General features: G+C 67.0%; 12 protein-coding genes. 6 read left to right on the forward strand and 6 right to left on the reverse strand.

Annotation, left to right across the window (positions count from 1 at the left end):
• Positions 1–318, forward strand: a 318-nt coding sequence (locus ACK5F2_RS10130; protein WP_409864452.1) for an HPP family protein, incomplete at its 5' end; no start/stop codon positions are given.
• Positions 319–428: 110 nt separating this feature from the next.
• Positions 429–965, forward strand: a complete 537-nt coding sequence (locus ACK5F2_RS10135) for a protein phosphatase CheZ (RefSeq protein ID WP_409864453.1) — start codon at positions 429–431, stop codon at positions 963–965.
• Between the two features lie 16 nt (positions 966–981).
• On the opposite strand, the gene ACK5F2_RS10140 is transcribed toward ACK5F2_RS10135, so the two are convergent.
• Positions 982–1,803, reverse strand: a complete 822-nt coding sequence (locus ACK5F2_RS10140; RefSeq protein WP_409864454.1) for a zinc-dependent peptidase — start codon at positions 1,801–1,803, stop codon at positions 982–984.
• Between the two features lie 76 nt (positions 1,804–1,879).
• On the opposite strand from ACK5F2_RS10140, the gene ACK5F2_RS10145 reads away from it, so the two are divergent.
• Positions 1,880–3,067, forward strand: a complete 1,188-nt coding sequence (locus ACK5F2_RS10145) for a YbfB/YjiJ family MFS transporter (protein ID WP_409864455.1) — start codon at positions 1,880–1,882, stop codon at positions 3,065–3,067.
• A gap of 168 nt (positions 3,068–3,235) precedes the next feature.
• Positions 3,236–4,063: a lectin gene (locus ACK5F2_RS10150; RefSeq protein ID WP_409864456.1), complete on the forward strand. Its 828-nt coding sequence runs from the start codon at positions 3,236–3,238 to the stop codon at positions 4,061–4,063.
• A gap of 24 nt (positions 4,064–4,087) precedes the next feature.
• Here the strand turns inward: ACK5F2_RS10150 and ylqF are convergent, their stop codons facing one another.
• Positions 4,088–5,011: a ribosome biogenesis GTPase YlqF gene (ylqF, locus tag ACK5F2_RS10155; protein ID WP_409864457.1), complete on the reverse strand. Its 924-nt coding sequence runs from the start codon at positions 5,009–5,011 to the stop codon at positions 4,088–4,090.
• Positions 5,012–5,166: 155 nt separating this feature from the next.
• Between ylqF and ACK5F2_RS10160 the strand changes: the two genes are divergently transcribed.
• On the forward strand, positions 5,167–5,466 hold the full coding sequence (locus ACK5F2_RS10160) for a flagellar basal body rod protein (protein WP_133603887.1): 300 nt from the start codon (positions 5,167–5,169) through the stop codon (positions 5,464–5,466).
• Positions 5,467–5,541: 75 nt separating this feature from the next.
• Positions 5,542–6,315, forward strand: coding sequence for a ferredoxin--NADP reductase (locus ACK5F2_RS10165; RefSeq protein ID WP_409864458.1), 774 nt, complete (start codon positions 5,542–5,544; stop codon positions 6,313–6,315).
• 148 nt (positions 6,316–6,463) lie between these two features.
• Here the strand turns inward: ACK5F2_RS10165 and ACK5F2_RS10170 are convergent, their stop codons facing one another.
• The 4 genes from ACK5F2_RS10170 to ACK5F2_RS10185 form a co-directional block, all read right to left on the reverse strand.
• Positions 6,464–8,089: a methyl-accepting chemotaxis protein gene (locus ACK5F2_RS10170; RefSeq protein WP_409864459.1), complete on the reverse strand. Its 1,626-nt coding sequence runs from the start codon at positions 8,087–8,089 to the stop codon at positions 6,464–6,466.
• Between the two features lie 235 nt (positions 8,090–8,324).
• A complete protein-coding gene (locus tag ACK5F2_RS10175; protein WP_409864460.1) occupies positions 8,325–8,657 on the reverse strand; it encodes an energy transducer TonB in 333 nt (110 codons plus the stop codon).
• 40 nt (positions 8,658–8,697) lie between these two features.
• Complete coding sequence (locus ACK5F2_RS10180) at positions 8,698–10,254, reverse strand: methyl-accepting chemotaxis protein (RefSeq protein ID WP_409864461.1); 1,557 nt, start codon at positions 10,252–10,254, stop codon at positions 8,698–8,700.
• A gap of 228 nt (positions 10,255–10,482) precedes the next feature.
• Positions 10,483–11,763, reverse strand: coding sequence for a c-type cytochrome (locus ACK5F2_RS10185; RefSeq protein ID WP_409864462.1), 1,281 nt, complete (start codon positions 11,761–11,763; stop codon positions 10,483–10,485).
• Positions 11,764–11,915 lie beyond the last annotated feature (152 nt).

Genomic DNA, 11,915 nt, shown 5'->3' on the forward strand with positions numbered 1-11,915 from the left:
GTGCTGGACCCGGCGGGGGGGCTGGTGGGGCTGATCAGCCGCGCCGACCTGTTGCGCGATGATCGCCTGCCGGCCGAGCTGGCCGAGATCGAGGCCTGGCAGGCTCGCCTGGCCGCACCGGTGGCCGCGCTGATGTGGAGCCCGGTGCCCAGCGCCCAGCCGGACACGGGGGTCCGGGAGGCGGCACAGCTGCTGCTGGAGCTGCGCCTGCCCGGCCTGCCGGTACTTGACGAGCAGGGGGCGCTGCAGGGTTTTCTGTCGCGCAGCGACCTCTTGCGCGCTCTGACGCACGAACCCCCGCTGGACCTCTGGAGTTGAGCGGGCGGGCGTGGCCACGCCGCTTGAAGTGCGCGGCGGCGTGAAAAATCCCGCTGTCTGGCGCTGGCGCCGTGGTTCGGAATTCCCGGGTCACCCTTAGCATGCTGCCCATGTCGTCCGCCGCCAGCACCCCGTCCAGTCACCAAGCTCTTGAGCAGCTCGCCCACGAGCTGCCGGACGCTTGCGAGCGCCTGGCCTATGTCAAGGAAATGACGGCCCAGGCCGCCAACAAGGTGCTGGGCTTGGTGGACGAGGGCATGGACAAGGCCGAGCAGGTGCGTCGCCAGGGCAAGGATCTGTCCGAATCACTGGCGCGCCTGGCCACCTCGCCGGACCTGAGCGTGGAGCGCGCGCGGGCCATGATGCGGCTGTGCGCGGCCTACGCGGCCTCTGCAGCCGCCTTTGCCGAGCGGGAGAAGAGCCTGCACGGCGAGATCATGATGGCGCAGGATTTCCAGGATCTCTCGGGCCAGGTCATCAACAAGGTCATCCGCATGCTGGAGCATGCCGAAGAGCCCTTGAACGCCCTGGTTGGCGAGATCGCAGCGCCGGCCGCCGCCGCCGATCAGCTGCAGGGCGTGCAGACGCCCGACAAGGCCCTCAAGCAGGACGATGTGGACGACCTGCTGGCCTCGCTGGGCTTCTGAGCAGCCGCCCCTGCGCCTACCAGGACGCCGGGTTCAGCCGGTAGAAGCCTGAGAGCAGGCCGTACAGCGCCGGGTGCTGGGTTTGCAGAGCGTCAGGGCGCTCGAAGAAGACCTCGCTGGCCACAGCGAAGAACTCGGCCTGATCGACGCTGCCGTACGCGCTGAGCAGCGTTTCTTCACCGCGCGCCACGCGCTCTTGCAGCCCCCGGTGCTCCGCCTGCATGACGGTCGACCACCGCCGCAAGGCCTGGGCATCGGCTTGGCTTGGGGTGCCATCCGCTTGGCCGGTGACTTGGTCGAGCTGGTGGGCGAACTCGTGGATCACCACGTTTCGACCGTCCTGTGGATCGGCCGCGTCCGCCAGCACTTCCTGCCAGGACAGCAAGACCTGCCCCTGGCTCCAGGATTCGCCCGCCAGCAGCTGGCGTTCTTCACGCTGCAGCCCGCCGGCGTCCTGTCTCAGGCGATCCACGTAGAAGGCGCTCGGGTAGAGCAGCACCTGGCGCAGCCGGGGATAGAGGCCGCGGGCGTCGCCCAGCAGGGGCAGGCAGGCCAGGGCGGCGATGGTGACCCGCATCTCGTCGTTCACCCGCAGGCCGGCGCAGCCGATGATGGGCTTTTCGGCCAGAAAGACCTGCATCAGCCCCTTCAGGCGCAGCTGCAGGTCGGCGGGCAGCCGGGCCACCAGCGGCACGCGCCGGCGCAGCAGGCGCCGCCAGGCGGCCGGGAAGGGCTGATGGGCCAGGCGCAGGCGGCGCCGCTCGCGCAGCCGGGGCTGGATCAGCAGGGCGATGACCAGGGCCAGGGCCAGGCCGCAAACGATCAGAAAAGCCATCATGGGGCGGAGGTCCTCGGGGTTTTCCGCAGATGGCCGCAGCTGCCTGGCTTTCAAGTCTGCGTTTACCCTTGTCCCCATGCATGACACGCCGCCCCGTCTACGCGCCTGGCAGGTCACGGTGGGCGGCATTGCCGGCCTGGTGCTGACCATTGGCCTGGCCCGCTTTGCCTACACGCCCTTGCTGCCTCTGATGCAGGCCCAGGCCGGGCTCAGCGATCTGGCCGCGGGCGCCCTGGCCGCCTGCAACTATCTGGGCTACATCAGCGGCGCCTTGCTGACGGCCTGGCTGGAGGACGTGCGTTGGCGCCATCGCCTCTACGGCTGGGGCCTGGTGCTGGCCCTGCTGAGCACGGCCATGATGGCCCTCAGCGCCGAGCCCTGGGTCTGGGCCCTGTCGCGCTATCTGGGAGGGCTGACCGGTGCGGCCGGCATGCTGCTGGGTTCGGGCCTGGTGCTGGGCTGGCTGATGCGTGCCGGCCGCCGTCCGGAACTGGGTCTGCATTTCACGGGCCTGGGTCTGGGCATCGTGGTCTCTGCCCTGGGAGCCATGCTGATGAGCCGCTGGGAGATGGGCTGGGTGGCGCAGTGGCAGGGTTTTGCCCTGCTGGGCTTGCCGCTGCTGGCCCTGGCCTGGTGCTGGCGCCCGCCCGTGCCGCCGCCGGCCTCTGCGGCGCAAGTCACACCGGGCCCGAGCCGGCGCTGGATGCGGCTGATGGCCGCCATGTATTTCTGTGCCGGCTGGGGCTTTGTGATCAGCGCGACCTTTACCGTGGCCATCGTGGAGCGTCAGCCCCTGCTGGCCGGGCAGGGGCCCTGGGCCTGGCTGCTGGTGGGGCTGGCGGCCACGCCGGCGGTCTTTCTGTGGGATCGGGTGGCGCGCCGTCTGGGGGAGCTGCGCGCCTTGCATTGGGCTCTCTTGCTGCAACTCTTCTCGGTGCTGCTGCCGGCGCTGTCGGCCAGCTTGGCGGCGGCGCTGGCTGGTGCCCTGCTGTATGGCGCGACCTTCATCGGCATTGTCAGCCTCACCCTGGCCCTGGTGGGGCGGCGCTCTCCGGGCAATCCGGGCAAGGCCATGGCCCGGCTCACCCTGAGCTATGGCCTGGCCCAGGTCAGCGCGCCGGCGTTGGCGGGCTGGCTGACCCAGCGCAGCGGCAGCTACCAGGCGGCGCTGTGGCTCACGGCCCTGATCCTGGTGCTGGGCATGGCACTGCTGTGGCGGCTGGCGCGCGAAGACGGCGCGGCGTCTGCGCCGTCTGTGGCTTGAGGCCCGGTCGTCAGCCGTTCAGGCTGATGCTGCGTTGTAGCGCCATGCGCACTCGCGAGTAGCGCATGGCGCTGCGCCGCTTTTGGCAGGCGGCCCCTCGCACACCCCGTGATACCGTCCGCCTTCAAGGCACGGAAGCGGTCTTGCAGCTTGTACGAAGAAGAAGCCATGAAATCGATCAATACGGCGCGGCCGGCGCGACAGACCCTGGTGATGGTCCTTTGCATGGCTGTGCTTGCCTCGCCCGCGGCGGCGCAGCAGGAGAGGACACTGGAACTGCGTTCCGAGGGCGAGCTTGTTTCCCGCAAGCTGCCTGCGGGCACCCGCGATGTCGAGCTGGATCAGCAGTTGGGCGGGGCCTGCCGTTTCAACCGCAGCTGGGGCTATGACCTCAGCCAGATGGAGCTCTGGGTGAACGAGGGCTGCGCTGCGCGCTTTCGTCTGATCGGGGAGTTCCGCGAATCCGACCGCCAGGATCAGGGCGAGGGCTCAGCCGAGTCCTCGTCCTCGAGCAACGCGGTGGCGGCGGTGGCCGCGGTGGCTGCCATTGCCGGCCTGGCTTTGCTGGCTTCCAAGTCCCGCGACAAGAACGAGGATCCGGGAGACTGGAACGGTCAGCAGGGCTATGGGCGGCAGATCCGGGGTGCCGCAGGGCTGTGCCTGGATATCAGCGGGCGCGTGCGCGAAGGCGCTCCCGCCATCATCTATGGGTGCAACAACGGTGCCAATCAGCGCTTTGAATGGGGGCCGCGCGGCGAGATCCGGGTGGGCGGGCTCTGTCTGGACGTGGCCAATGGCGACCGCGGCAACGGGGCCGGCGTGATTGCCTTTCGCTGCAATGGCGGCGAGAACCAGCGCTGGCGGTCGCGCAGCGGGCAGATCCGCTCGGCCATGAACGGCAAATGCCTGGATGTGCGGGATGCCCGCATACGCCCCGGCCAGCCGGTGCAGATGTGGGACTGCCACGGTGGGCAGAACCAGCGCTGGTGGTGGTGAGGCGTCTGCGGACAGCCTGAGGGTTCAGCCGCTGCGGCGCAGGCGCTTGCGCTCGGCGGCCGCCTCCTGGCGGCGCAGCTCTTCCTGCTCGCCCAGCAGCACCCAGCGGTCGAACTCCGCCGGTGTTTCCAGCGTAATGCGGCCCAGCGTGCCCTGACGGAACTCGTACATCAGGATTTCCGCTGCCTTTTGCAGATTCACCCTGCCGCCACTGAGCACGGCGCCGCGCTTTCTGCCCAGCTGTTCCAGCAGCTCCTCGTCGCTGAGCTCGGGGGCGATCTCCAGCTTGTAGCGCTCCTGCAGCTGAGCGGCGTAGTGCTGGCGCAGATAGGCCAGCAGCTCCACCGCCACCTCTTCCTCGACAAAGGCATTGCGACCGATGGCGCCGCTGGCCGCCAGATTGAAGCCCGACTGCGGCACGACGATCTTGGGCCAGAGCATGCCGGGGGTGTCGAAGAGGTAGAAGTCGTTCTCCAGCACCAGCTTCTGCTCGACCTTGGTGATGCCCGGCTCATCGCCGGTCTTGGCCGCGCGCTTGCCCATCAAGGTGTTGATCAGGGTGGACTTGCCCACATTGGGAATGCCGCAGATCAGCACGCGCAGGGGCTTGGCCATGCCGCCGCGCAGGGGGGCCAGCTCGCGACAGGCGCTCATCAAGGCCTTGGCCGGTGCCGTAATGCTGGCGTCCAGGCCTATGGCCCGGGTGTCTGGCATGGCGTTGTAGTGGGCCAGCCACTCGGTGGTGCGCGCCGGATCGGCCAGATCCTGCTTGTTCAGCAGCTTCAGTGTGGGCTTGCCCTGGGTGAGCTGGGCCAGCAGGGGGTTGCGGCTGGAGCCGGGCAGGCGGGCGTCCAGCAGCTCAATCACCACGTCCAGGCCCGCCTTCATGCGTTCCTTGATCGCGTAGCGGGTCGAATTCATATGACCCGGGAACCACTGGATGCTCATCGATGTCCTGCTGTCGCCATGCTGCAAAGTCCGCATTGTCTCCGCCGCTGCATGTGAAGTTGGCGGGTGTCCGTGCTTCTTTTTCGCATTTGGGCCTCAAGTTTGCGTGGCAGCTGCCGATCTTCGGGATGTCTGCAGCTGTTTTGGAGGCTCTCATGGCCGTCAGCATGTCCACCGCCCTGTCTGGGCTCTCGGCCGCCCAGGAGCGGCTGCGCGCCTCTGCCCACAACACGGCGAACCTGCAGACCCAGGACTTCCGGCCCGAGCGTGTGGTCCTGGCCACTTCCGAGAGCGGCGGCGTGCAGGCTGAGGTCGAGCGCGGACGCGAGACCCAGGTTTCGGCCGAGCGTGAACTGGTGGAGCAGCGCAGTGCGACCTACACCTATGTGGCCAATCTGCGGGTGCTGGAGACCCAACTCAGGGCCCAGGGAAGCTTGCTGGACATCAAGGCTTAAGGATATAAGCAGCCGGTATTTGCTGCGTCGCACAAGCGCTCGTTAAAATCGTGGGTTATTACTTAAGCCCCGCTCATGAGTGCTTTCAACGAAGAACAGGTGCTGAGCGTCCGTCACTGGACCGACCGGCTGTTTAGCTTCACCACCACCCGCGACACCGCCTTCCGTTTCCAGAACGGGCATTTCACGATGCTGGGCCTCAAGGTGGAGGGCAAGCCCCTGCTGCGCGCCTACAGCGTGGCCAGTGCCAACCATGAAGAGCATCTGGAGTTCTTCAGCATCAAGGTGCCCGATGGTCCGCTGACCTCGCGCCTGCAGCATCTGCAGCCGGGTGACAAGTTGCTGATCGGCCGCAAGCCCACCGGCACCCTGCTCATCGATTACCTGAACCCCGGCAAGAATCTGTGGCTGCTCGCTACGGGCACGGGTCTGGCGCCCTTCCTGAGTGTGATCCGTGATCCGGCGACCTATGAGCGCTTCGAGAAGGTCATCCTGGTGCATGGCTGCCGCGAGGTGGCCGAGCTGGCCTATCAGGACCTGATCTCGAAGGAGCTGCCGCAGGACGAGTTCCTGGGCGAGTTCGTCAGCAAGCAGCTGCTGTATTACCCCACCGTGACCCGCGAGCCCTTCCGCAACCAGGGCCGGATCACCGATCTGCTGGAGCAGGGCAAGATCGAAGCGGATCTGGGTCTGCCCAAGCTGGATGTGGCCAATGACCGCGTGATGATCTGCGGCAGCCCTGGCATGCTCAAGGATCTGAAGACCATGCTGGAGACCCGGGGCTTCGTCGAGGGATCGACCCAGACCCCCGGCCACTTCGTGATCGAACGCGCCTTCGTGGAGCAGTAAGCCTCGGCCGGTGAGCTTCCGCTCTCGCTGGCCTTGAACCCGCGCCCGCCGTGTCGGTCAGACCGAAACGGCGGGCGCTGTCACATGGGTTGCTTGAGTTGAAGCTGCCGGTGGCGCGCCCATCGGCAGCGCGGACCAGACTTGGATTTCAGGTGCGCGCCGCCTTTGCGGCACGACGCAGGGCCACGGCATCGGGCAGGGCATCGGCGGCCTGCCCCAGCAGGCGGAACACGCCCACGGAGTCCGCCACCTCTTGGGCTTTTTCGTTCAGTCCCATGGCTGCGGCCGAGACTTCCTCGACCAGGGCGGCATTCTGCTGGGTCAGGCTGTCCAGTTCGGACACGGCTGCGTTGATCTGGTCCATGCCCTGCATCTGTTCATGCATGCCCTGGCTGATGCGCTGAATCAGACCGCACACATCTTCCACGGCGTGCTGCACCTCGCCCATGGCGTGGCGAGCACTCTGCACCTGCGCATCACCCTCGGCCACGCGTTCGCTGGAGGCCTGGATCAGTCCACGCACTTCCTTGGCGGCCTCGGAGGTGCGCTGGGCCAGGGTGCGCACCTCGGCGGCGACCACGGCGAATCCGCGGCCCTGCTCGCCCGCTCGCGCCGCCTCCACTGCGGCGTTCAGCGCCAGGATATTGGTCTGGAAGGCGATTGAGTCCACAACCTGAATGATGTCGGCAATGCGAGCCGAGGCCCGGCTGATGTTCTCCATCGTGGCGGCCACGGCCGCCACGGCCGCGGCGCTGCGTTGGCTGACCTGACGCGCGGCATCGGCTTGGCTCGCGGCATTGGCCGCCATCTCGGTACTTGCGTGCACGGTGGAAGTGATCTGTTCCATCGAGGACGCCGTCTCCTGGAGGCTGCTGGCCTGGCTCTCGGTTCGGCCGGAGAGGTCCTGGTTGCCGGCCGATATGGCCTGCGAACCTTGGCGTACCTGCATCACGCCGATGCGGGCGTCGCGCACGATGGACATCAGGTTGACATTGAGTTGGGCGAGGGCCGTGATGACACGCCCAATCTCATCGCGCCGGGTGTTCTTGATGTGCTGAGTCAGATCGCCAGCGGCGATGCGATTGGCAAAGTTCACCAGACTCTCGATCGGCGCGATCGCTGCGCGGCGCAGATACCAGCCGCCCAGCAGGGTCAGCAGGGCCACCATGACGATACCGCTGCTTGTGGCCCAGCCACCGCCGTTGGCCAGTTTGTGGCCCAGATACAGGCCGCTGAGCCCGGACAACAGCACCACCAGGTTCATGCGCGCGCCCAAGCTGAGTCGCAACAGTTCGCGCAGGCGTCCGATGAGGGAGCGGTCGATCAACTGGCCCTGACGCAGGCGCAGTGTCCCTTGCGCCCCTTGATCGCGCATGCGGGTGTAGAGCCGCTCGGCACGCTCCACATCCTCCCGCTCCGGCTCGGTGCGCACCGACATGAAGCCGTTTGGCCGGCCCTGCTCGTCCAGCAGGGGTGTGACATTGGCTTGCACCCAGTAGTGGTCGCCGTCTTTGCGGCGGTTCTTCACCAGGGCCGACCAAGGCAAGCCGGCCTGGATGGTCTCCCACATATCTCGGAAGGCCTCGGCGGGCATGTCGGGATGCCGGATCATGTTGTGGGGTTGCCCCATCAACTCCTCGCGCGGGTAGCCGCTGACGCTCACAAACGCGCTGTTGCAGTAGAGGATGCGGCCTTGAAGGTCCGTGGTGGAGACCAAGGTTTCGCCACGCGGAAACGGGAACTCGCGCTGGCTTACGGGGCCATTGTTTCGCATCTAGACACTCCCTGATGTAAGCCGCCCGGAAAGGGCGGCAACAAGTTGTCCGGCGCACCTGGCTGTTTAGGATATCGTTGTGCGCATAGCGAGCATAAGCGACGCGACTCAATACTGGCTGCTCAATGACGGGTTTGTGGCGCAAACACCGAGTGGCGGATGAGTGGCAGATCAAAAAGAAAGCCCGCCGTAAGGCGGGCTCTTGTCGGGGCGCGGTGATTTGTCCGGCCGCTGCTCAGTCCTCGTTGCGGAAGACCAGCTTGACCTCGTGCGTCTGCTTCTCGCCGCTGGCTTCGAAGCGCCAGTCCATCAGGGCGCGAGTCACGGCCCTGTCGAAGACGCGGCGCGGCTCGGCCTCCACGATGGCGACATCGGTGACCTTGCCGTCGGCATCGATACTCAGCTTGGCCTTGACCACGCCGGAGCTGATGGACTGCTGGGCAGCCTCACGCGGAAACTCCGGCGGCACCTTCTTGATGACCTTGGGTGCGGCGGCCTGGGCGGCAAAGCTCAGCATCAGGGCGCTGGCGGCCAGGATCTGGAACAGGGGGCGGAGGGACGGCTTCATGGGGACCTCGTCTTGATGTCTTTGTATGGGGGAGTGGGTTTCAGGCCCGCTGCGGGGCCGCGCGGAAGAATCCGATTGCATCCAGCAGGCGGGTGGAGCTTTCCTTGAGCTCGTCGGTGGAGCGGCTGAGCTCGTCCACCAGGGTGGTGTTCTGCTGCGTGGTTCGATCGAGCTCGTTCATGGCGGTGTTGACCACGCCCACGCCGGCAGCTTGTTCCTGGGCCGAGTGCGAGATTTCCTCGATCAGCTGACCCATATTGTTGACCTCGTCCACCACCGAACGGATGGTGGCACCTGCGTTGTTGACCAGGGCGGTGCCGGCCTCGACCTTGACCGAGGACTCCTGGATCAGCACCTTGATCTCCTTGGCGGCCTGGGCACTGCGCGATGCCAGGGCGCGCACCTCGGAGGCCACGACCGCGAAGCCCTTGCCATGCTCGCCGGCACGGGCAGCTTCCACCGCGGCATTCAGTGCCAGGATATTGGTCTGGAAGGCGATGCCGTCGATCACACCGATGATGTCGCCGATCTTCCTGGAGCTCTGGCTGATGGCTTCCATGGTGTTGACCACCTCGGTCACCACCGCACCACCGGCGGAGGCCGACTGGCGGGCCTTGCTGGCGATGCCGGCAGCCTTGCGGGTGAGCTGGCTGGCGCCGGTCAGGTTGGAGGCGATCTGCTCCACCGAGGAGGCGGTGTTCTGCAGGCTGGCGGCCGAACGCGCGGTGCGGTCCGACAGGTCCTGGTTGCTGCCGGCGATCAGGCCGGAGTTGTGCGCCACTTCGCCGGCAGCCGAGCTCACGCTCTGCACCACGCCCGACAGGGCCACCTGCATATCGCGCATGGCGGTCAGCATCTGCGACAGCTCGCACTTGCCTTCGACCTCGATGCGCTGCGTCAGATCGCCGGCAGCAATCGCTTGGGCAGCCGCTTGTGCCTTGCGGGCAGGCAGCACGATGGAGCGGGCGATGGTGAAGCCGCCGCCCACGCCGATCACCACGGCCACGACCACCAGCAGGGCCGTGATCACGATCGCATTACGGGCCAGTTCGCCGCCGGACACGGCCAGATCGCGGGCATTGCTGAACTGCAGATCCACCAGACCCTTGAGGCTGGCCTGGTAGGCTTGCTGGGCCGGGCGCACATCGGTGATCAGGCTTTCGCGCGACTCGTCGGGATTGCCGGCCTCGGCGATCTTGCGGAACTTGGCCACTGCCGCGAGGAACTTGCCTTCGGTCTCGCGAACCTGGGCGATCAGTTCCTTTTCCTTGCCGTCGGCGCCGGCGCCCAGGCTGGCCAGTTGTTTCTCGGTATCGGCAATGGCCTCATCCATGGCAGCGTTCTGGCGCTTGATCTGGCGGGCCTCGTCCAGCAGGATCAGGTCGCGAGCCGCACGGGCGATCACGTTCACATTGCCTTCCAGCGCATTGGCGGCGGCAATCTTCACCAGGCTGGTGTTGGCGGTGCTGTCCAGGTCCTGGGCCAGGCGGCTGGCATTCTGCGCGCCAAAAGCGCCGACCACGATCAGCAGCACGGCCAGCAGCACATAGCTGATGGTCAGGCGGTGGCTGATGCGCATCTGCGACAAGAGCTTCATCGGGGATCCCTCGGTTTGATCGGTTCGGTGATGTCTGGGTTCCGCGTTACGGAACGTGTCCGCACTATCGGTCCGAAAACACCGCGATTGAGGGGGGCGCCGTAAGCTCGGTGAAAGCGCGTGAAAAAGATCGCGGACGGCGGGGGTGACCTAGGGTAAGTCCGAGGGGGCTCGGGAGCCCATTATCGAGAGGGGGTCAGGTCTTGCTACTTCGGCCTACGGGACCGGCTACTTGAGCCGGATCACATCGACCGCGCGCAGCTCACCCGCCTCGTTGCCCCAGCTGTTGCGCACATGGCTGGCGACTGCAGCGAGCTCCTGATCGCTTAGCACGCCAGCGAAGGGCGGCATGCCGAAGGGGCGTGGGTTGCCTGCGGTGGAGGGTGCAAAGGCGCCACGCAGGATGACACGCAGCAGGTTCACGCCCTCGCCCTGGGTGACGCTGCGGTTGCCGGCCAGTGCCGGATAGATGCCTGGGACGCCCTCGCCCCGCTGACCATGGCAGGCCGCGCAGTGCTGTTCGTAGAGTTTGGTGCCTTGCTCCCGCAGCCCGACTTCGGGCGTCGGTCGGGCGGGCTGGGGGCGCTCCCGCTGAGGCAGCTCGCGCAGATAGCGGGCCATGGCTTCCAGATCGGGCTCACTCAAATGCTGCGTACTGCCCAGCACGACCTCGGCCATGGGGCCGAGGGCGCTGGCATGTGCATTGCGCCCGTCGCGCAACCAAGTCTTGAGCTCGCGCGTCGACCAATGGGCTACGCCCGCCTCGGCCGGGTCGTGCAGCGAGGGCGCATACCAGCCCAGGCCCTGGAGCAGATCGCCACGCAAGTCCGTCGGTCCACCATGGCCGCCCAAGGCATTGCGGCTGCCGTGACAGGCGCTGCAATGTCCCAGTCCCTGAACCAGGTAGGCGCCGCGATTCCAGGCCGCGTCGCGGTCCGGGTCCGGCGCATAGACGCCGGGGCGGAAGAAGAGTGCCCGCCAGACCGCCAGGGCCGCCTGGGTGTTGTAGGGAAAGCGCAGCTCATCGGGCGGCTTGGGACGTGCCACGGGTGCCAGGCTGCGCAGATAGTCATAGAGCGCGTCGCTGTCCTCGCGACGTATGAGGGTGTAGTTGTCATAAGGGAAGGCGGGGTTGAGCAGGCGGCCATCGCGACTGCGGCCTTGGTGCAGGGCACGCCAGAAGTCCTCGGCGGACCAATGGCCCAGGCCGGTGGCGGGGTCGGGTGTGAGATTGGGTGAAAAGACCGTGCCGAAGGGCGTGGGGATTGCCCGTCCGCCCGCATAGGGCGTGTCACCGCGAGCCGTGTGGCAGCCCATGCAGTTGCCGGCCCGAGCCAGGTAGGCGCCGCGAGCGAGCTGGTCCGGCGTTGGCGTCGGACGCGCCGCTGCGGCATTGGACGCCGGGCCGGTGAGCCCGAACCAGCCCCCCAGGCTCAGCAGGGCCAGTGGCAGGATCACCAGGCTCAGGCCGACCAGCAGGGCTGGCAGGCGCCAGGACTGGCGTCTCAGGCTCCTCAAGACAGGCCCCCGCACTTGAGCGGCAGCGGCTGCGGCATCCGGGCCTCAGGCTTGGGCGAGGCGGGCAGGGGTTGGGCGGCCAGCCACTGGGAGAGGGCGTTGATCTCCTCGGGGCGCAGGCGGCGCGCAATCTCGGCCATGCA

Source organism: Roseateles sp. (genome assembly GCF_046300915.1).
GTDB lineage: Bacteria > Pseudomonadota > Gammaproteobacteria > Burkholderiales > Burkholderiaceae_C > Kinneretia.

Coding starts and splice junctions, on each gene's coding strand:
- ACK5F2_RS10150 (WP_409864456.1), top strand. CDS start 3,236: ATGAAATCGATCAATACGGCGCGGCCGGCGCGACAGACCCTGGTGATG.
- ylqF (WP_409864457.1), bottom strand. CDS start 5,011: ATGAGCATCCAGTGGTTCCCGGGTCATATGAATTCGACCCGCTACGCG.
- ACK5F2_RS10145 (WP_409864455.1), top strand. CDS start 1,880: ATGCATGACACGCCGCCCCGTCTACGCGCCTGGCAGGTCACGGTGGGC.
- ACK5F2_RS10160 (WP_133603887.1), top strand. CDS start 5,167: ATGGCCGTCAGCATGTCCACCGCCCTGTCTGGGCTCTCGGCCGCCCAG.
- ACK5F2_RS10180 (WP_409864461.1), bottom strand. CDS start 10,254: ATGAAGCTCTTGTCGCAGATGCGCATCAGCCACCGCCTGACCATCAGC.
- ACK5F2_RS10170 (WP_409864459.1), bottom strand. CDS start 8,089: ATGCGAAACAATGGCCCCGTAAGCCAGCGCGAGTTCCCGTTTCCGCGT.
- ACK5F2_RS10135 (WP_409864453.1), top strand. CDS start 429: ATGTCGTCCGCCGCCAGCACCCCGTCCAGTCACCAAGCTCTTGAGCAG.
- ACK5F2_RS10165 (WP_409864458.1), top strand. CDS start 5,542: ATGAGTGCTTTCAACGAAGAACAGGTGCTGAGCGTCCGTCACTGGACC.
- ACK5F2_RS10140 (WP_409864454.1), bottom strand. CDS start 1,803: ATGATGGCTTTTCTGATCGTTTGCGGCCTGGCCCTGGCCCTGGTCATC.
- ACK5F2_RS10175 (WP_409864460.1), bottom strand. CDS start 8,657: ATGAAGCCGTCCCTCCGCCCCCTGTTCCAGATCCTGGCCGCCAGCGCC.